The following is a 19,314-nucleotide window of genomic DNA, read 5'->3' on the forward strand; positions in this document are numbered from 1 at the left end:
GCCCGGGCCCAAGCCCGATCCGGGCTAGAATCGTGGCCCGCCCGCCTCGCGGGCCCTGTGCAGATGGATAGAGATGCGCCTGCTGCTCGTCGAAGACGATCCGATGATAGGCGCGGGCGTGCAACGCGGCCTGCGCCAGGAAGGCTACGCGGTGGACTGGGTGCGCGACGGCACTTCCGCCGTCGCCGCCATCGCCGCCGCCCCTGGCGGCGAAGCGCCCTACGAACTGGTGCTGCTGGACCTCGGCCTGCCGGGCAAGGACGGCATCGCCGTGCTCAACGAGCTGCGCCACGGTGGCAGCCCGCTGCCGGTGCTGGTGCTTACCGCCCGCGACACCGTCGCCGAGCGCGTCCGCGGCCTGGATGCCGGCGCCGACGACTACCTCGTCAAACCCTTCGATCTGGACGAACTCTCCGCCCGCGTGCGCGCCCTGCTGCGGCGGGGCGGCAGCCGCGCCACGCCGCTGCTGCGCCAGGCCGGGCTGGTGGTCGACCCCGCCAGCCATGCGGTGAGCGTGGATGGCGAGCCGGTGAAACTCTCCGCCCGCGAGTTCGCCCTGCTGCAGGCCCTGCTCGCCCAGCCCGGCAAGCCGCTGTCGCGCGCCCAGCTGGAGGAAAGGCTGTACGGCTGGGGCGAGGAGGTGGAGAGCAACGCGGTGGAAGTGCACATCCACGCCCTGCGCCGCAAGCTAGGCGCCGAGCGCATACGCAACCTGCGCGGCGTCGGCTGGTTCATCCCGGTGGACGCATGATCCAGTCCTGTTCCCTGCGGCACCAGCTGCTGCTGTCGCTGCTCGGCGCCATCCTCGGCGTCTTCCTGCTCGGCAGCCTCGCCACCTACCACACCACCCGCGGCGAGGTGGACGAGATCATGGACTACCACCTGCGCCAGCTCGCCCTGTCGCTGCGCGCACCGCTGCCCGGCCCGCAACCCGAGCCCTCGCTGGGGCCGGATGACCAGCTGTTCGACATGGTCATCCAGATCTGGGACGGCCAGGGCCTGCGCCTCTACCTCTCGCGGCCGCACACCGCCCTGCCCGACCGCGCCCAGCTGGGCTACGCCACCGTGCCCACCTCCGAGGGCGACTGGCGCACCTACTCGCTGATGATGGGCAGCCGGGTGGTGCAGGTAGCCCAGCCGATGTCGCACCGCGACCGCCTCGCCGCCGCCGCCGCGCTGCGCACCCTCACCCCGCTGCTGCTCATCCTGCCGCTGATGGGCGGGCTGATCTGGTACCTCGTCGGCCGCGGCCTGCGCCCGCTGGAGCGGCTCGCCCACGCCGTGGGCGCGCGCCGGCCGGACAGCATGGCGCCGCTGGCCGCCGAAGGCGTGCCGGACGAAGCGCGACCGCTGGTGCAGGCGCTCAACGGCCTGCTCGGCCGCCTGGACCAGGCGATGACCAACCAGCGCGCCTTCGTCGCCGATGCCGCCCACGAACTGCGCACCCCGCTGGCCGCACTGCAGCTGCAGTTGCAGCTCACCGAACGGGCGGAGAGCGAGGACGAACGCCGCGCCGCCCTGGCCGACCTGCGCCTGGGGCTGCAGCGCGCCACCCGCGTCGTGCAGCAGCTGCTGACGCTGGCGCGGCAGTCGCCGGAAGCGGGCAATGCCGCCGTCGTGGCCGAAGTGGACCTGGTCGAACTGGCGGGGCTGGTCATCGCCGAGCAGCAGCCGCTGGCCGAGGCCCGCGGCATAGATCTCGGCGCCGACACCCTGGAAGCCGGCACCTTCGCCAGCGGCGAGCGCGAAGCCCTGCGTACCCTGCTCGGCAACCTGGTGGACAACGCCATCCGCTACACCCCGGCCGGCGGCAAGGTGGATGTGAGCGTGCTGGCCGGCGACGGCCGCGCCTGGCTGGAGGTGGCCGACAGCGGCCCCGGCATTCCCGCCGAGGAGCGCGAGCGCGTGCTGGACCGCTTCTATCGCCGCGCCGGCGAAACCGAAGCCGGCAGCGGCCTGGGGCTGGCCATCGTCAAGGCCATCGCCGACAGCCACCGGGCCACGCTGGTGCTGGACGAGGCACCCGCCGGCGGCCTGCGGGTGCGCGTCGGCCTGCCGCTTGCCCCTACCGATACGCTCACCGGCGCTGCCGGGCCGGCCGGCAACACATCCGGTAACACCTCGGAGTCCATTTCTTAAGTCTGGCTTAAGTCGCCCTCTCCTAAGGTGGCACCCACAGCGGAAGCTTCCGCTGGCAAGGCTCCACAGCGAGCCCCCGAGCAACACCCAGGAGATGAGCATGCAAGACCGCAGCCTGCGCGCCACCAGCGCCGCTTCCGCCCTGATCCTCGCCCTCGCCGGCGCCTTCGCCAGCGAGGCCTACGCCGAGCCGGTCACCCCGCCGCGCGCGGCGCCGGCCACCATCGCCCTGCCCGCCTTCGACACCATCGTCCAGCGCGTCGGCCCGGCGGTGGTGAACATCAGCACCGAAGGCACCACGCGCACCTCCAACGCCATGCCCGGCCTCAGCCCGGACGACCCCTTCTACGAATTCTTCCGCCGCTTCGGCCCGCAGGCCGGGCCGCAGGGCGAGCAGCCCACCCGCAGCCAGGGCTCAGGCTTCATCGTCAGCGCCGACGGCCTCGTGCTCACCAACGCCCACGTGGTCGAAGGCGCCAACGAAGTCACGGTGAAGCTCACCGACAAGCGCGAGTTCAAGGCCAAGGTGCTGGGCGTGGACAAACCCACCGACGTCGCCGTGCTGAAGATAGACGGCAGGAACCTGCCCACCGTGCCGCTGGGCGATCCGCAGAAATCCCGCGTCGGCGACTGGGTGCTGGCCATCGGCTCGCCCTTCGGCTTCGAGAACTCGGTCACCGCCGGCATCATCTCGGCCAAGTCGCGCTCGCTGCCGAACGAGGGCTACGTCCCCTTCCTGCAGACCGACGTCGCCATCAACCCGGGCAACTCCGGCGGGCCGTTGCTGAACCTGAACGGCGAAGTGGTGGGCATCAACTCGCAGATCTACTCCCGCTCCGGCGGCTACCAGGGCGTGTCCTTCGCCATCCCGATCGACGTCGCCGCCGGTGTGCGCGACCAGATCGTCGCCCACGGCAAGGTTACCCGCGGCCGCATTGGCGTGGCGGTGCAGGATCTCAACCAGGCGCTGGCGGAATCCTTCGGCCTGAAGAACGCCGGCGGAGCACTGGTCAGTTCGGTGGAAAGCGGCGGCCCCGGCGAGAAGGCTGGCCTCAAGGTCGGCGACGTGATCCTGGAGCTGAACGGCGACAAGGTCGCCAGCTCCTCCGACCTGCCGCCGCGGGTGGCCGCCATCCGCCCCGGCACCAGCGCAAAGCTGAAAGTGTGGCGCAAGGGCGAGAGCCGCGACCTGGACATCAAGATCGGCGAGTTCGCCGACGAATCGGTGGTCGCCAATGCCGGCAGCAAGGCCGACCAGGGCCGCCTCGGCCTGGCGGTGCGCGCCCTGTCGCCCGACGAACGGCGACAGGTGGAAGCGAGCGGCCTGGTAGTGATGGACGTCGCCGGCCCGGCGGCCCGCGCCGGCATCCGCCGCGGCGATCTCATCCTGTCGCTCAACGGCCATCCGGTAGAGAGCGTGGAACAGTTGCGCGCCCTGGTGTCCAAGGCGGGCAAGCACATCGCCCTGCTGGTGCAGCGCGACGACGCCCGAATCTTCGTACCGGTGGAACTGGGTTGAAATTCTGCAACCCAATCCCCATCTAATCGACCGACCTGAAAACGCAGCCTAGAACGAGACCCGAGATGAAGATCCGCAAACTCGCCCTTCCCGCCGCGCAATCGGCGCGCGGCAAGACCGACCAGCTCGACAACGAGGTCGTCGGCGCCTTCCTCCAGGCCAGCTCGACCGCACTCGACGTCGCCCCGCCAGCCAAGCCGCGCAAGCGCAGCAAGAAGGCCGACGGCAGCGAAAGCTCGCGCTCCGGCGCGCTGGCGCTGGCCGCCACCCTGCTGGGCATCACCCTGGCCGCGCCGGCCCCGGCCATCGGCGCCCGCAACAACCACTACCCGCTGATCGTGACCCCGGTGCAGTCCAGCGCCGGCGGCCAGGAAGAGATCGAGCAGGTGCGCGTGGGCATCTTCGACACCACCGGCCAACGCCTGCTGCACGCCCAGGTGCACGGCCGCAGCAAGCTGGGCGCCCTGCCGCCGGGCGAATATACGGTGGAAGTCAGCAGCGCCGCCGGCTCCACCACCCACCAGGTCAAACTCGGCCCCGGCCAGCGCGGCATCGTCCGCTACGGCGGCCAGCCGGCAGCGCAAGCCCAGGCCTGAGAGCCAGCGGGCGGCACTCCCGATCCCACAGGGAAAAAAGGCCGGCGCACCTTAGGGTGCGCCGGCCTTTTTCATGGATCCTGGGTGTGCCTCAGCTGGAATACAAGATCACCACCGCCCGCTCACTCCGTCACCATCTCCCGCCCCCGCACCCACAAGCGCCAGGCCAGCGCGCTCGCCCACATCGACCCCGCCACCGCGACCATCATCGGCAACGGCGAGCCGCCCACACCGTGCCCCACCGCCACGCCCAGCACCGCCCCCAGCCCCATCTGCAGGAAACCCATCAGCGAGGCGGCAGCGCCGGCCATGTGCGGGTAGGCCGAGAGCGCGATCGCGGTGGCGTTGGGCAGCGACAGCCCGGTCGAACAGGTGATGAACCACATCGGCACCATCAGCGCCAGCGGATGGTCGATGCCGAACAGCGGCGGCAGCATCAGCGCGACGCCGGATACCGCGCCCAGCACCACGCCGTGGCGCAGCAGCCGGCCCGGCCCGAGGCGGCGGGAATAGCGGCCGGACAGCACCGTGCCCAGCATGAAGCCGGTGACGTTGCAGCCGAAGGCCAGGCCCATGCCCTGCGGCGAGAAGCCGTAATGGTCGATGAAGACGAAGGCGGCGCCGGAAATGAAGGCGAACAGCCCGGCATAGCCGAAGCCGTTCACCATCACCACGCCGCGATAGAGGCGGTCCGCCAGCAGCGAGCGATAGTTGGCGATGATGTTGCGCGGCCGCAGCGCCAGCGGATCCAGGTGGCGGTTGGTCTCGGTCAGCATGCGCCAGACGAAGATCACCTGTATCGCCGAGAAGGCGGTGAGGAAGGCGAAGGTAGCGCGCCAGCCGAAGGCCACCGTCAGCCAGCCGCCGAACAGCGGCGCCAGCAAGGGCGCCAGCGCCATCGCCGCCGACATGTAGGACAGCATGCGCGCCGCCTCCTGCGGTCCGTACAGATCGCGCACGATGGCACGCCCCAGCACCGGCCCGGCACAGGCTGCCAGCGCCTGCACGAAGCGCGCGCCCACCAGCCCGCCTATGGACGGCGCCAGCATGCAGGCGGCGGAAGCGCCCACATAAACCAGCATGGACAGCAGCAGCACCGGCCGGCGGCCGTAGCGGTCCGACACCGGGCCGAGAACCAGCTGGCCAAAGCCGAAGCCAATCAGGTAGGCGGAGAGGGTGAGCTGGGCCCCCGCGGAATCCGTCCCCAGCGCGGCAGCGATGGAAGGCAGCGCGGGCAGGTAAAAATCGGTGGACAGCGGGCCGATGGCGACCAGGCTGGTGATGAGGATGGCGAACGCGGCAGTGGGGTGGTTCATGCCTGAATTATTGCATGGCTAGCGCTGCTGACTTTTCAGTCGCTTGCCGCATGGTCGCCGGCGAGGGCTGGCTCGGGATTTCTCCGTGCGGGCGTAGGCGGGAAAGGGAAGCACTGCGTCGCCGGCCGAAGCGTCCTGGGGGCCGGCTGGCCACGGGGCCGGCAGCCGGGGCGTGGAGCGGTAGTCTGGGTTCAGAGAGAGAGGCTCACGGAACTGGAGCGTCGCCGCCCCTGCGGGGCGCCCCCTCGCCCTCGCCCTCGCCCTCACGCCCAGCCTCGGCCTCCCACTTCGCCGACGACCCGGTGGGCGTGGTTTTTCTCCCTCTCCCCCTGGGAGGGGAGCGACGCGGAATACCCCAAGAGCCGCTCCTTGCCCGCCGCCAAAAGCTGCGCCTCCCCTCCTGGCCTCATCCCGAGACATAGCCGGGCACAGCGTTGCATACGGCAGCCGGCTTGCTCTGTCGCCGCTGCCGGTTCTACTCCGCGTCCGGTTGCCGCGCCGGCGATGCCTGAATGAAGGCCTCCAGCGCCTCGCAGGCCGCAACGATGCGCGTGATCGTGGGCATGGCGGAAAGGTCGCAATCGAAGCGGCGGGCGTTGAATACCTGGGGCGCCAGGCAGAGGTCGGCCAGGGTGGGCGTGTCGCCATGGCAGAAGGTGCCGGTGCGCGGGTCGCCGGCGAGCAGGCGTTCCACCGTCGCCAGGCCGCTGCCCACCCAGTGGTGGTACCAGGCCTTCTTCGCCGCTTCGTCCACCGCCAGTGTGCCGCTGAGGTACTTCAGCACCCGCAGATTGTTCAGCGGATGCACTTCGCAGGCGATGGTCTGGGCGATGGCGCGGATGCGGGCGCGGTCCAGCGCGGAACCGGGTAGCAGTGGCGGCTCGGGGTGGGTTTCGTCCAGGTATTCGATGATGGCGAGGGACTGGGTGAGCACCTGGCCGCCGGCTTCCAGCGCCGGCAGCAGGCCGGCGGGGTTGAGGGCGCGATATTCCGGCTGGTGCTGCTCGCCGCCACCGCGTACCAGGTGTACCGGCACCGCCTCGTAATCCAGGCCTTTCAGCGCCAGGGCGATGCGTACCCGGTAGGCGGCAGAGCTGCGGAAGTAGGTGTAGAGCTTCATCGTTGTCGGGCTGGTCTGGGGCTTGGGGTCGGAGAGGGCGGTGGCCAACCGGGCTGCCGCTGGGTGGCCGGGCCGGGAAAAGCCCAGGGCCCGGGACCCCCGGCGAGCGCCTTCTCCCTGTGGCTCGCCGGCCCCATCACCGTCGGCCGTAAGGTAAGCGGCGAGCGGCAGACAGCCCGCTGCCGCTCGCCAGGGACTTACTTGTCGTACTTGCGGATCAACTCCTTGGCACTGTCCAGCATGGCCTGGCCGTCGTAGCCCTTGCCTTTCATCTCCGCCACCCAGTCGACGGCGAGCTTGTCGGTGGCCGTGCGCCAGTTCGCCAGCTCGGCGGAGGGGATGGTGTTGAAGCGGTTGCCGTGGTCCACCGCCTTCTGCCGTGCCGGCGCGGCGGATTCGTCCCATACGCGGCCGAGCATGGCGGAGAACTCGGCGCCGGAGTTGGCGTCGATGACCTGCTTCAGTTCCGGCGGCAGGCCTTCGTACCTGGCCTTGTTCATGGCGATGGTGAACACGGCGGTGTACAGCGCCGGCTCGGCCGGGTCGGTTTCGGCGTGGTAGCGGGTGAGCTCGTGCAGCTTCACCGGCGGAATCACTTCCCAGGGCAGCACATAGCCGTCGATGACGCCCTTGGACATGGATTCGGTGACCTGCGGCAGCGGCATCGCCACCGGCGTGGCGCCGAAGGCGGCCAGCATCTTGTTGGTGAGGCGCGTCGGCGCCCGCATCTTCATGCCGCGGAAGTCGGCCAGCTTCTCGATGGGCTTGTTGCCGTGGATGTAGCCGTTGTCATGGACGTGGAAGGCCAGCGGCTTGAGCTGGCCGAAATCCTTCTGGCCATAGATCTGCACGTAGTCCCACACCGCCCGGCTGGTGGCCTCGGCGCTGCGGCTCATGAAGGGCAGCTCGAACACTTCCACCGAGGGGAAACGGCCAGGCGTGTAGCCGGGCAGCGTCCACACGATATCGGCGACGCCGTCTATGGCTTGCTGGATGAGTTGCGGCGGCGTGCCGCCCAGCTGCATCGCCGGGTAGAGCTGGCACTTCAGCCGGTTGTTGGACTCCTTGGCGATCTTGTCGCACCAAGGCAGCAGCACCTTCTGGTGCGACAGCGCGGTGGCGGGCCAGAAGTGGGCGACCTTGAGCACCACTTCCTGCGCGCGGGCGGCAGGCGCTGCCAGCGTGGCGGCGAGGGCGGCGGTGGCGATGAAGGCGGTGGCGAGCTTGCGTGGCATGGTGATCTCCTCTCGTTCTTGTGTGTTTCCGGCTACCGGCTATGGGGGCAGCGGAGGGCGTGGATCGGTTACTGTCGGGCGGTGGGATGCCTGGGTGAGACGACTGCGGGGTGCTGCGGAAACGACGCGGCCGGCACGCAAGCAAGCCCGCGCGACCGGCCGGGGGTGAATGACGGTGCGTGCTCGCCGGTGGCGGGAAGGGGCATGCGGCGCGGCGGAAGAGGCCCAGTCCTTGGGTGGCTGGCAGCCCCGCCGGGCCGCCAGCCACCCAGGTGCTTCCCCAACCGCCCGCCGCCCTTGGGGCGGGCGCCAGCGCTCAGCGCGCCGGCAGCGCCACCTTGTTCTCGATGTAGCCGAAGATGCTGTGGCCGGCTGCATCCCTCATCTCGATGCGCACGGTGTCGCCGGCACGCATGAAACCGGTGGTGGGCTTGCCGGCGGCGATGGTCTCGTACATGCGCACCTCGGCGATGCAGCAGTAGCCGACGCCGCCGTTGGCGATGGAGGAGCCCCACAGGTCGCCCTGTTTGTTGGAGACGGTGCCGGAGCCGATGATGGTGCCGGCCTCCAGCTCGCGCGTTTTCGCAGCGTGGGCGATGAGCTGGCCGAAGTCGAAGGTCATGTCCACGCCGGCGTTGGGGCGGCCGAAGGGCTCGCCGTTGTAGGCGACTTCCAGCGGACGGTGCAGCCTGGCTTCGTGCCAGTCGCCGCCGAGCTCGTCCGGCGTCACGGCCACCGGGCTGAAGGCGCTGGCGGGCTTGGACTGGAAGAAGCCGAAGCCCTTGGCCAGTTCGTTGGGAATGAGGTTGCGCAGCGACACGTCGTTCACCAGCATCACCAGCCGGATGGCCTGCGCCGCCGCTTCCGGGCTGGCGCCCAGCGGCACGTCGCCGGTGACCACCGCCACCTCGGCCTCGAAGTCTATGCCCCAGGCTTCCTCGGCGATCACGGCGTCGCGCGGGCCGATGAAGCTGTCCGAGCCGCCCTGGTACATCAGCGGGTCGGTGTAGAAGGATTCCGGCAGCTCGGCGCCGCGGGCGCGGCGCACCAGCTCGACGTGGTTGATGTAGGCGGAGCCGTCCGCCCACTGGTAGGCGCGCGGCAGCGGCGAGTGGCACTGCGCCGGGTCGAAGGCGATGGCGTGGCGGTTGGCGGCGGTGCCGCCGCCGTTGAGGCTGTCGTACACCGCCTGCAGCTCGGGCGCGGCGCGTGTCCAGTCGTCCAGCGCCGCCTGCAGGGTGGCGGCAATGGCGGGCACCGGCTGGCACAAGGCGAGGTCGCGGCTGACGACGACCAGGGTGCCGTCGCGGCCGCCCTGCTTCAAGGTGGCGAGCTTCATTGGGGGGCCCTCGTGTGGTTGAGGCTGCCGTCATGCATCCAGCGGGCGTGCTGCGGCGCCTTCTTGGTTCTCGCCCATTCGTTGAGCATTTCCCACTTCACTTCGTCCAGGCGATGGTTCATCTCCGGCGTGGCGGTGTTCACCGCCAGTTCCAGGCGGTGGCCGCTGGGGTCGAAGAAATAGATGGATTTGAAGATGGTGTGGTCGGTGGGGCCGATGACCTTGATGCCGTCCGCTTCCAGTCTGGCCTTGGTCTCCAGCATCTCTTCCATGGTGTCGACTTCCAGCGCCAGGTGCTGGGTCCAGCTCGGCGTGGCGGCGTCCACCACCCGGTCCATCGGCTCCTTGGTCGGCAGCTCGAAGAAGGCCAGCACATTGCCGTTGCCGGCGTCGAGGAAGATGTGCATGTAGGGGTCCGGCTCCTTGGTGGAGGGCACTTCGTCCTCGGCGATGGCGAGGATGAAGTCCATCTTCAGGTACTTGGCGTACCACTCCACGGTTTCCTTGGCATCCCTGCAGCGGTAGGCGACGTGATGCACGCGCTTGATCATGGCAGTCTCCTTTCATGTGCCGCCGGCGCCGCGCTCAGGGAGCGGGCGGCCGGCGGTGTGTCCGTATGCCCGGTCGGGCGGTTGTCAGACGCCCTTGCGGGCGATGGCCAACGCTTCGCGCAGCACGCTGATGTCGCCGATGTGGTTGGCGAGCAGCAGGATGAGGCGCGCGTTGAGCTCGGCGCTGCGGGCGTCGTCCAGCTCGCGGTGGCTCTCGATCAGCAGTTCGTAGAAGTCGTCGCCGGGGCTGAAGGCGCGGAAGTAGCGCTGGCCCGGCTCATGGAAATTGGGTTCGGTGTTGAGTGCCATGTCTGCGTCCTCTTGTGGTGATGCGCCGGCTCAGTGCGCCGGGGCGTTGCCGGTGGCGCGGGAGAGGGCGGCGCGCACCGCCGCCGGGTCCAGCCGACGCCAGCGCGCAGCCACATGCTGGTCCGGCCGGGCGAGGTAGCAGCTGCCGGGCTGCAAGTCGTAGCGCTCACGCACCCGGCCCTTGCTGTCCAGCGTGGTGGCGAGGCCGCCGGGGGCGCTGCCGCGCTGGGCGACCACCAGCGCTTCCACCGGGATGGGCGCATCCGCCAGCGCGCGCAGGGTCTGCACGGTGGCGGCGTCCAGCGTGGTGGCGTCCTCGGTGTAGTAGAGGAGCTGGAAGCGGTTGCCGAGCAGGCCGAGCAGCCAGGGCTGGTCGCCGTCTACCGGCGCATCGTCCATCGGCGCGCCGGGCAGCATGTCGCCGGCGAAGGCATCCACGTCCGGCGTGTTGAGGGAGGAGCCGGTGAGGAAGCTGGGCACCGACAGCCGGCCGGAATTGACCAGCGCGCGGGCGAAGGGATAGTCCTTGGCCAATTCCAGCACCGCGTTGCGGAAGGTCTTGCTCACCGCGCTCTTGGGGGTGATGAAGTCGGTGGAGCGGGTGGAGTTGAGCAGGTTCTCGTCGGCGGCGTAGCCGCGCTCCTCGGTGTAGCTGTCCAGCAGGGTGGCGGGCGCGCGGCCGTCCATCACCAGCTTGAGCTTCCAGACGAGGTTGTCCACATCCTGGATGCCGGAGTTGGCGCCGCGGGCGCCGAAGGGCGAGACTTGATGGGCGGCGTCGCCGATGAACAGCACCCGGCCGTGGTTGAAGCGGTTCATGCGCCGGCACTGGAAGGTGTAGACGCTGACCCATTCCAGCTCGAACTCGCGGTCCGGATTGCCGTCGGCGGCCAGCATGGCCTTCACCCGCGGGATGACGTTTTCCGGCCTCTTCTCTTCTTCCGGGTCGGCATCCCAGCCAAGCTGGAAGTCGATGCGCCAGACGTTGTCGGCCTGGTGGTGCAGCAGCACCGACTGGTTGCGGTGGAAGGGCGGGTCGAACCAGAACCAGCGCTCCGCCGGGTATTCCGCCTTCATCACCACGTCGGCGATCAGGAAGCGGTCCATGAACACCTTGCCCTCGATGTCCAGCCCCAGCATGCGGCGGATGGGGCTGCGCGCGCCATCGGCGACGATGAGCCAGTCGGTGCTCAGGGTGTAGGCGCCATCGGGCGTTTCCACCCGCAGCGTGGCGCCGGTGTCGCCCGGGGTGACGGCGATGACGCTGCTCTTCCAGCGCATCTCCAGCAGCGGCAGGGCCTGGGCGCGGCGCACCAAGTAGTCCTCCAGGTAGTACTGCTGCAGGTTGATCATGCCGGGGCGGTGGTGGTCCGGCTGCGGGCAGAGGTTGAAGTTGAACACCTCCTGCTCGCGGAAGAAGGTGCGACCCACGTTCCAGGACACGCCCTTCTGCACCATCTCCTCGCCACAGCCGAGGCGGTCCAGCACCTCCAGCGCGCGCTTGGCGTAACAGACGCCGCGCGAGCCGATGGAGACGGTGTCGTCGTTGTCGATCAGCAGCACCGGCTGGCCCTGCTGGGCGAGGTCGATGGCGGTGCACAGGCCCACCGGGCCGGCGCCGACGACGATCACCGGGTAATGGCCGTCACGACCCTCGGCCAGCTCGGGCGGCCGGGTATAGGCGAACTTCGGGTACGAATACGTGCTGAGCACGGCAGTCTCCTCCTCCTGTCTCTTGCCTGGCCGGCGCCGCCATCTGCGGGCGTGTCACCGGTACTGCCGGGCCTGGCGTGCAGGCCCGGTTGCCGCGGCGCGCCTGGAGGCGCCAGCCCGCGGCGGTGCGGCGCTGCTTACGCCTGCAGCGCGTGCCACATCTCCTGGTCGCGCTCGGCGGTCCAGATGCGCGGGTCGCGGATGCCGCTGGCCTCGTCGTGCGCGCGGGTCACGTCGAAAGGCAGGCAGTGTTCGTAGATGAAGACATGGCCGAACTCCGGGTCCATGTTCTTGCGGGTGTGCGCCATCGCCGCCTTCAGGTTGTAGCCCTGCGCCACCGACTCCTGCGCGCTGCGGTACAGGGTGGAGACGAAGGCCTTGGTGTAGGCGATGCCCTTGGCCACCTGGGCGGGATCGGTGAGTGCCGGGCCGCGGCCGGGCACCAGCTTCTTCGCTTCCAGCGCGGCCAGCCGGTCCAGCGTCTGCGGCCAGTCGGCGAGGTAGGCGTCGCCGGTGTAACAGGCGGCCTCGTACTCCACCAGGTCGCCGGAGAAGCAGATCTTCTGCGAGGGAATCCAGACGATGGTGTCGCCCTTGGTGTGGCCGCGGCCCACCTGCAGGATCTTCACCTCCAGCTTGCCCATCCACAGGGTCATTTCCTTCTGGAAGGTGATGGTGGGCCAGGTCAGCCCGGGCACGCTCTCCACCGCATTGAACAAGCGCGGGAAGCGGCCGATCTCGGAATCCATGTCCTGCTGGCCACGCTCGACGATGAGGTCGTAGGTGTCCTGGCTGGCGATGATCTGCTCCAGCCCTTCGCTCTTGTAGCCGGAGGCGCCCAGCACCCGCACCGCGTGGTAATGGGTGAGTACCACGTACTTGATCGGCTTGTCGGTGATCTCGCGCACCTTGGCGATCACGCCCTGCGCCATCACCGGGGTGGCGGTGGCATCGATGATCATCACCGAGTCGTCGCCGATGATCACGCCGGTATTCGGGTCGCCTTCCGCCGTGTAGGCGTAGGCATTGTCGGACAACTTCTCCCAGCTGATCTTCTTCTCTTCCAGGTCCGCCTGGGACGCAAATGCCTTGGTATTCATTCGCCAGTCTCCTCTCTTTTATTTGGGGATGCGGCTCATGCTAGGGCAAGGTTCGTCTATGGTCAATACGTTCGTTATTGCCAAACATCCCTCGATTTGCCAAGCTTCCTGCCAGGCGCGGGCGAACTGCTACCATTGCCCGCCCAACAGGGGAGAGGGACCATCTTGGAAGTGGAACGCAAGGCCGAAGACCGGGAAAACGGCGGCGACAGCCCGGGCGCGGAACGGCGCGGTGACGACCGCCGCGGTGACGACCGCCGCGGCATTCAATCCATAGAAGTCGGCGGCACCCTGCTGCAGGCGCTGGTGCGCGCCGGCGGGCCGATGATGCTCAAGGACCTCGCCCGCGAAGCCGGCATGCCGCCGGCCAAGGCCCACCCCTACCTCGTCAGCTTCGGCAAGCTCGGCCTGGTGGACCAGGACCCGGTCACCGGCCGCTACGGCCTCGGCCCCTTCGCCCTGCACATGGGCCTCACCGCGCTGCACGAGCTGGACCCGATCAAGGCCGCCACGCCAGAGATCGCCCACCTCGCCGACGAGCTGGACCTCAACATCGCCATCGCCGTCTGGGGCAACCACGGCCCGACCATGGTGCGCATCGAGGAATGCAGCAAGCAGATCCACGTAAACCTGCGCCCCGGCACGGTGATGACGCCGCTGCTGCTGTCCGCCACCGGCCGCGTCTTCGCCGCCTTCATGCCGGACCGCGTCACCCGCCCCATCCTCGACGAAGAACTCGCCCGCTACGCCACCAACCCCCAGCCAGCGCTGCGCCTGTCGCGCCGCCATGTGGACGAAGTGCTGGCCGAAGTCCGCCAGCACGGCCTGTCGCGCGTCGTCGGCACCCCCATCCCCGGCATCAACGCCTTCTCCGCCCCGGTGTTCGACAGCACCGGCGCCCTCGCCCTCGCCATCACCGCCATGGGCCCCGCCAACGCCTGCGACCCCGACTGGGACGGCCCCACCGCCCGCAAAGTCAGCGCCTGCGCGGAACGGGTGTCGGAACGGCTGGGGCGATATCGGGCATAGCGGCCGGGATGAAATGCCGCGCACGCTGTGAGCGGCAAGCGGACGTCAAGGAAGGAAAGTGGCCTCTCAGAGGCCTCTTGTGGCGCGTGTAGTTGGGCTGCCTGTTCGGCAGTGAGCCGGCGCTGGAGATCCCGTCGATCTTGATTAATTTCTGAGCTGCCTGTTCGGCAGTGAGCGGATGCGGCGCGGTATCGGCTGCTCCGCCTTGTTTCTGAGCTGCCTGGTCGGCAGTGAGCTTGCCGGCTGTGCCAGGCGCAACTCAGGACGCTTTCTGAGCTGCCGCACAGGCAGCTCAGAAAGAGCAGATTGCGGCGATCCTGCTGACGCTGTCCTTCACTGCCGCACAGGCAGCTCAGAAAAAAACACGTTGCCGGTGGTGGCGATGGTGCCGTCTTCACTGCCTGTGCGGCAGTGAAGAAGCCACCCGAGGCCTGGGGGCCGATGTCTTCTTTCTGAGCTGCCCCTGCGGCAGTGAAGGGCACCTACCGGGAAAAGGCCTCCGGCGCCAGTTTCTGAGGTGCCTGTGCGGCGGTGGGGTTCGGTGGCGATTCAGCGCTGCCGGACGGTTCGGCGGATCAGCTCGATCAAGGCCCACGAGATGAGGCACAAACCCGCAAGCCACAGCCATTCGCCGATGCCCCACTCGCCTATTGGCCCGGATGGAACCGAGCGCAGCACCAGCCGGCCAACGGCGGAGAGGATGAACTCGATCAGGTCCATCGGCCAATCGCTGCGGCATGAGAAGAGGAACATGGGCGGAGAGAGGGGCGAGTCGGGCGCAGGGTGATATGCCATCCGAGCAAGCCTCCTGCCCGCTCGCACCCTAGGCCTCCGCCCTGCCCCGCCCGCCATCCCGTGAGGACAGGAGGAATGCGCGAAGCGGCCCACCCACCCGCGCGAGGCCTTGCTGCAAGCCGCGTGGAGCGCGCTACTTCAGCCCGGCCAGGTAGTCGGCCATGGTGTCGATGTTCTGCGCCCCGAGGCGGGTGACCGCCGCCGTCATCGGCGCGTAGATGCGCTCGCCGGACTGGGTGAGGTAACGACGCAGGCTGCGGCGGATGTACTCCGGCTGCTGGCCGGCGAGGCGAGGGAAGGTTTCGGCGCCGCGCGCATCCGGCTGGTGGCAGGTGGCGCACAGCTGGGCGAACAGCTCCGCGCCCCTGGCGGTGCCCGGCGGGCCGGACGGCAGGGGGCGGGCGGCGGCGTAGTAGCTGGCGATGGCGGCCTTGTCGCGCTCGCTCAGCACCTTCATCAGACCCTGCATGAATTCATCCTTGCGCCGGCCGCTGAGGAAGGCTTCGATCTGGCCCAGCAGGTAGGCCGGGTTCTGCGCCGCCAGGTTGGGCACTTCCGGGTAGCGACTGATGCCGCCGTCGCCATGGCAGTTGGCACAGAAGAAGGCGGCCTTGCCGCCCTCCTCCGCCAGCACCCTGGCCTGGGCGGGGTCGCCCGCGGCGCGGGCGAGGATGGTGCTGGCCTTGTCGGACGAGGCCGGCGGTGCCGATGGGGACGCGGCGGCCGGGGCCGGCGCGGCGGCCGGGGCCGGCGCGGCGGCCTGGGCGGGAACGGCGAGGGCTGCGAGCAGGAATGCCGCGGCGAGCGGCAGTGCAGCGGCCGCGCGAATCCGGGCGGCAATGGGGAGCATGAGGCTTAACTCCGGGCCGCACATGCGGCCCTGTTCATGACGGCGTTGTTATCCGCCACAAGGCTAGCACCGCTGATTCGCCCTCGGCGTGACCGGCGTCACGCCGCACGGTCGATCATCACATAGCGCTTCTTCACTGCCTCCAGCACTTCGAACACGCCGGTGAAGCCGGCCGGTATCACGCAGGCCTCGCCCGGCCCGAACTCCCGCGCCACGCCTTGCTCGTCGGTGATGCGGATGCGGCCTTCCAGCACCTGGAAGAACTCATGGCGGCCGGGGTGGAAGCGGATGCGCCAGGCGCCCGGTTCGCAGGCCCAGTCGCCGATGGAGAGGGCGCCCGCGTCGGCGGCATAGCGCTCGGCGGTGAGCCGGCGCGGCGGCGTGCCGATGGCGCGCTCGGGCGCAGGGCGGTCTTCGGCCGCGGCTGGGGCGGGGTCGGCGAAGGCGATCAAGGCGGGATGGGGCATGGCGTTAACTCCGGCGGATTCAGTGAAAGCAGCAGGCGAAGCGCCGCCTGCGGCGCGTTCGGCGCGCCAGCGACCAGACGCGCTTATTCAGTCTGCAGCCGAGTGCGTCGCGCGGCACCGGCTGCTGGCGCGCAGCGTCGCCCGGGAAGCGGCTCAGACGAACACCGGCTCCGCCTCCAGCGCGACGCCGAACAAGCGCAGCACGTCGGCCTGGATGGCGGCGGCCAGCCGGCGCACGTCGGCGCCAGTGGCGCCGCCGCGGTTGACCAGCACCAGCGCCTGGCGCTCGAAGCAGCCGACCGGGCCCAGGTCGCGCCCCTTCCAGCCGGCCTGTTCGATCAGCCAGCCGGCGGCCAGCTTGTGGCTGCCATCCGGCTGCGGGTAATGGGGCAGCCCCGGGTGCGCCTCGGCAAGGCGGCGCCAGGCGGCCTCATCCACCACCGGGTTCTTGAAGAAGCTGCCGGCGTTGCCGATCTGCGCCGGGTCGGGCAGCTTGCGCTGGCGGATGGCGACCACCGCGTCCGACACCTGCAGCGGCGTCGGCTGCGTCAGGCCTCGCGCCCCCAGCTCGGCGGCGACGTCGGCATAGCGCGCCAGCGGCTGCCAGTGGCGCGGCAGGCGGAAGCGCACGCGGGTGACCAGCCAGCGGCCGGGCTGCTGCTTGAACACGCTGTCGCGGTAACCGAAGCGGCAGTCTGCGCGCTCGAAACGGCGCGGCGGGCCGCCGTGCAGGTCCAGCGCGTCCAGCGAATCGAAACGCTCCGCCATCTCCAGCCCGTAGGCGCCGATATTCTGGATGGGCGCGGCGCCGACGGTGCCGGGAATCAGCGACAGGTTCTCCAGCCCGCCCCAGCCCTGTTGCAGCGTCCAGCGCACGAAGTCGTGCCAGTTCTCGCCGGCGCCGGCCTCTACGATGCGGGCATCGCCCTCCTCGGCGATCAGCCGGCGGCCGCGCAGCGCGAGCTTGAGCACCACGCCGGGGAAGTCGCCATCCAGTACCAGGTTGCTGCCGCCGCCCAGCACCAGCCGTGGCAGATCGCGCAGTTCAGCGCTGGCGAGTTCCTGCGGCAGTTTGTCGCCATCTTCCACCTCGATCAGGAAAGCCGCGCGGCCGGGCAGGCCGAAGGTGTTGAGCGGCTGCAGGTCGGCGTTGCGGATCACGAGGCCAGCCCGTCCTGCGCAGCCGGCGGCGCGATGGGGAAGCAGCGGTCGTAGAGGTAGTTGAAGGCGAAGGCGTAGAGCACGTAGGCGCTGGCGAGGCCGAGGTCGGCCAGCAGCGCTTCCAGCCAGCCCATGCCGGTCCAGTGCATGATCACCGGCAGGCTCATCAGCAGCAGGCCGCCCTCGAAGCCAACGGCGTGGCAACAGCGCAGCACGAACGGCCGGCGGTCGGCGCTGCGGCCGGTGAGGCGGCCTTCCACCCAGTCGAAGCCGGTGTTGTAGGCGGCATTCCACAGCGCCGCGATCAGCGCGATGGCGGCCAGCAGGCCGAGGGATTCCATCAGCGGCACGCCGCTGGCCCAGGTGAAGGGCGGGGTGATCAGCAGCAGGCCGCCGACCTCGAAAAGGGCGACCTGGCGGGCGCGGTCGGCCAGGGAACGGAGCTTGGGCTGCGGCGAAGACACGGGAACAACCGGGGAGGCGGAACACCAAAGAGAGCGGAAGATAGAGCGGCTTCGCCGGGAAGGCAAATTGTGCATCGCAGCAGAAAATTCCCGGGAGGCCGCCTCCTTGGGTTACAATATTTGCACAAATATTGTTGAGAGCCGCTGGCCTTCTTCCCTTGTCCCCGCACCGGCGGCGACCCTGGCGCCGGCGGCATACGTGCCGCGGCCGCCCCTTCCTCCGGCCGCGGCAGTGCTGCCGGCCTCCTCCGCATCGCCAGTGCCGGCAGCCCAGTTACGGCGACGCGCCCTCACCGGCGGCGGCGCCGGAAGGAGCGAACCGCCCATGCTGCCCCTGTTGCTGCCCATAGGCTCCCTGCTCGTCGGCATTGCCCTGCTGCTGCTGGGCACCGGCCTGCTCAACACCGTGCTCGCGCTGCGCGGCACGCAGGAAGGCTTCTCCGACATCACGCTGGGGCTGATCGGCTCCGGTTACTTCCTCGGCTTCTTCCTTGGCACCTATGTGGCGCCGCCGGTGATACGCCGCCTGGGCCATGTGCGCGCCTTCGCCTTCTTCGCCGCCGCCGCCGCGAGCTTCATGCTGCTGCATGCGCTGATCGTCAACGCGGCCTTCTGGATCGTGCTGCGGGTGGCGATGGGCATCAGCCTGGTCGGGCTTTACACCGTGATCGAGAGCTGGCTGAACGGGCAGGCGCCGCCGGAGCGGCGCGGGCAGATCTTCGCCGTCTACATGGCGGTGAACCTGGGCGCGCTGGCGCTGGCGCAGCAACTGCTGCACATCGCCCCGCCCAGCGAATTCACCCTGTTCGCGGTGGCGGCCATCTTCGTCTGCCTGGCGATGATGCCGGTGACCGCCACCCGCCAGGCGCCGCCGCAGCTGCCGCACACGCCGCGGCTGCAGGTTCGCCAGCTGTGGGCGGCGGCGCCGGTGGCCTGTGCCGGCGCGCTGCTCTCCGGCCTGGCGATGGGCGCCTTCTGGGGCATGAGCGCGGTGTACGGCGGCCGCATCGGCCTGGACGACAGCGGCATCGCGCTGTTCATGACCTTCGCCATTCTCGGCGGCGCCGCGCTGCAATGGCCGATAGGCCGCTTCTCCGACAGCACCGACCGCCGCCTGGCGCTGGGCTGGGTGGCCGCCGCCGCAGCCGGCGCCGGCGTGCTGATGGCGCTGCTGGGGCTGGCCGGCAAGGCGGTGCTGGTGGGCGCCTTCCTGTTCGGCGGCGCCGCCTTCTCCATCTACCCCATCGTGGTCGCCCACCTGGTGGATCACCTCTCGCACGAGGACATCCTCTCCGGCAGCGCCGGCCTGTTGCTGCTGCACGGCGTGGGCGCGGCCATCGGCCCGACGCTGGCCGGCTTGCTGATGGGCTGGCTGGGGCCGGCGGCGCTGCCGGTCTATTTCACCTGCATGCTCACTCCGCTGGCTGCCTACGCGCTGATGCAGGCGCGCCGCACCACGGACGTGATCGTCGAAGAACCCGCGCACTGCATGCCCATGGTGCGCACCTCGCCAACCGCACTGGAGATGATGACCCCGGCCGAGGAGCCGAACGCCGCCCCGCGCGGCGCCGCCACCTGAGGCCGCCCGCCCTTTTTCCACCCACCTACCCC

The 19,314-nt window shown here is 69.7% G+C and carries 19 protein-coding genes; 6 read left to right on the forward strand and 13 right to left on the reverse strand.

All coding sequences use genetic code 11. The features are described from left to right. Positions 1 to 73 precede the first annotated feature (73 nt). The 4 genes from C7389_RS18990 to C7389_RS19005 all read left to right on the forward strand — a co-directional run bounded on the left by C7389_RS18990 (position 74) and on the right by C7389_RS19005 (position 4,254). Positions 74 to 751, forward strand: coding sequence for a response regulator (locus tag C7389_RS18990; protein WP_133594228.1), 678 nt, complete (start codon positions 74 to 76; stop codon positions 749 to 751). Continuing rightward, positions 748 to 2,139, forward strand: coding sequence for an ATP-binding protein (locus C7389_RS18995; protein WP_162851785.1), 1,392 nt, complete (start codon positions 748 to 750; stop codon positions 2,137 to 2,139). Before C7389_RS18990 ends, C7389_RS18995 begins: the two co-directional genes overlap by 4 nt. Positions 2,140 to 2,239: 100 nt before the next feature. Continuing rightward, entirely contained in the window at positions 2,240 to 3,658 is a 1,419-nt protein-coding gene (locus C7389_RS19000; RefSeq protein WP_133594229.1) for a DegQ family serine endoprotease, read from the forward strand. A gap of 65 nt (positions 3,659 to 3,723) precedes the next feature. Then, positions 3,724 to 4,254, forward strand: a complete 531-nt coding sequence (locus C7389_RS19005) for a hypothetical protein (protein ID WP_133594230.1) — start codon at positions 3,724 to 3,726, stop codon at positions 4,252 to 4,254. Between the two features lie 122 nt (positions 4,255 to 4,376). Here the strand turns inward: C7389_RS19005 and C7389_RS19010 are convergent, their stop codons facing one another. The 8 genes from C7389_RS19010 to C7389_RS19045 all read right to left on the reverse strand — a co-directional run bounded on the left by C7389_RS19010 (position 4,377) and on the right by C7389_RS19045 (position 12,937). Further along, positions 4,377 to 5,570, reverse strand: coding sequence for a multidrug effflux MFS transporter (locus C7389_RS19010; protein ID WP_133594231.1), 1,194 nt, complete (start codon positions 5,568 to 5,570; stop codon positions 4,377 to 4,379). Between the two features lie 475 nt (positions 5,571 to 6,045). Further along, positions 6,046 to 6,690, reverse strand: coding sequence for a maleylacetoacetate isomerase (maiA, locus tag C7389_RS19015; protein WP_133594265.1), 645 nt, complete (start codon positions 6,688 to 6,690; stop codon positions 6,046 to 6,048). Between the two features lie 197 nt (positions 6,691 to 6,887). Continuing rightward, positions 6,888 to 7,925 carry a TRAP transporter substrate-binding protein gene (locus C7389_RS19020; RefSeq protein WP_133594232.1) on the reverse strand — a complete coding sequence of 346 codons (1,038 nt, stop codon included), beginning with the start codon at positions 7,923 to 7,925 and terminating at the stop codon, positions 6,888 to 6,890. 316 nt (positions 7,926 to 8,241) lie between these two features. Further along, the gene (locus C7389_RS19025) at positions 8,242 to 9,264 is read right to left on the reverse strand and encodes a fumarylacetoacetate hydrolase family protein (RefSeq protein WP_133594233.1); all 1,023 of its coding nucleotides are present in this window, start codon (positions 9,262 to 9,264) and stop codon (positions 8,242 to 8,244) included. Next, positions 9,261 to 9,815 (reverse strand): VOC family protein, encoded by a 555-nt coding sequence (locus C7389_RS19030; protein ID WP_133594234.1) that lies wholly within the window; start codon positions 9,813 to 9,815, stop codon positions 9,261 to 9,263. The genes C7389_RS19025 and C7389_RS19030 overlap by 4 nt, the downstream gene beginning before the upstream one ends. A gap of 84 nt (positions 9,816 to 9,899) precedes the next feature. Continuing rightward, complete coding sequence (locus C7389_RS19035; RefSeq protein ID WP_133594235.1) at positions 9,900 to 10,124, reverse strand: DUF2783 domain-containing protein; 225 nt, start codon at positions 10,122 to 10,124, stop codon at positions 9,900 to 9,902. Positions 10,125 to 10,154: 30 nt separating this feature from the next. Next, a complete protein-coding gene (locus C7389_RS19040) occupies positions 10,155 to 11,837 on the reverse strand; it encodes an FAD-dependent oxidoreductase (protein WP_133594236.1) in 1,683 nt (560 codons plus the stop codon). 137 nt (positions 11,838 to 11,974) lie between these two features. Continuing rightward, positions 11,975 to 12,937 (reverse strand): MBL fold metallo-hydrolase, encoded by a 963-nt coding sequence (locus C7389_RS19045; protein WP_133594237.1) that lies wholly within the window; start codon positions 12,935 to 12,937, stop codon positions 11,975 to 11,977. A gap of 264 nt (positions 12,938 to 13,201) precedes the next feature. Between C7389_RS19045 and C7389_RS19050 the strand changes: the two genes are divergently transcribed. Next, positions 13,202 to 13,966 (forward strand): IclR family transcriptional regulator, encoded by a 765-nt coding sequence (locus C7389_RS19050; RefSeq protein WP_246034901.1) that lies wholly within the window; start codon positions 13,202 to 13,204, stop codon positions 13,964 to 13,966. A 549-nt stretch (positions 13,967 to 14,515) separates the two neighbouring features. On the opposite strand, the gene C7389_RS24945 is transcribed toward C7389_RS19050, so the two are convergent. From C7389_RS24945 to C7389_RS19070, 5 genes are all read right to left on the reverse strand, one after another. Continuing rightward, positions 14,516 to 14,686, reverse strand: coding sequence for a hypothetical protein (locus C7389_RS24945; RefSeq protein WP_162851786.1), 171 nt, complete (start codon positions 14,684 to 14,686; stop codon positions 14,516 to 14,518). Positions 14,687 to 14,894: 208 nt separating this feature from the next. Then, positions 14,895 to 15,611: a c-type cytochrome gene (locus C7389_RS19055; RefSeq protein WP_133594238.1), complete on the reverse strand. Its 717-nt coding sequence runs from the start codon at positions 15,609 to 15,611 to the stop codon at positions 14,895 to 14,897. Between the two features lie 98 nt (positions 15,612 to 15,709). After that, the gene (locus tag C7389_RS19060; protein WP_133594239.1) at positions 15,710 to 16,078 is read right to left on the reverse strand and encodes a cupin domain-containing protein; all 369 of its coding nucleotides are present in this window, start codon (positions 16,076 to 16,078) and stop codon (positions 15,710 to 15,712) included. Between the two features lie 153 nt (positions 16,079 to 16,231). Further along, a complete protein-coding gene (gene murB / locus C7389_RS19065; RefSeq protein WP_246034896.1) occupies positions 16,232 to 17,239 on the reverse strand; it encodes a UDP-N-acetylmuramate dehydrogenase in 1,008 nt (335 codons plus the stop codon). Continuing rightward, complete coding sequence (locus C7389_RS19070) at positions 17,236 to 17,703, reverse strand: PACE efflux transporter (protein ID WP_133594240.1); 468 nt, start codon at positions 17,701 to 17,703, stop codon at positions 17,236 to 17,238. Before C7389_RS19070 ends, murB begins: the two co-directional genes overlap by 4 nt. 325 nt (positions 17,704 to 18,028) lie before the next feature. Between C7389_RS19070 and C7389_RS19075 the strand changes: the two genes are divergently transcribed. Continuing rightward, on the forward strand, positions 18,029 to 19,282 hold the full coding sequence (locus C7389_RS19075; protein WP_133594241.1) for an MFS transporter: 1,254 nt from the start codon (positions 18,029 to 18,031) through the stop codon (positions 19,280 to 19,282). Positions 19,283 to 19,314: the final 32 nt, after the last annotated feature.

The sequence above is a fragment of the Azoarcus indigens genome, assembly GCF_004361735.1.
Lineage (GTDB): Bacteria > Pseudomonadota > Gammaproteobacteria > Burkholderiales > Rhodocyclaceae > Azoarcus > Azoarcus indigens.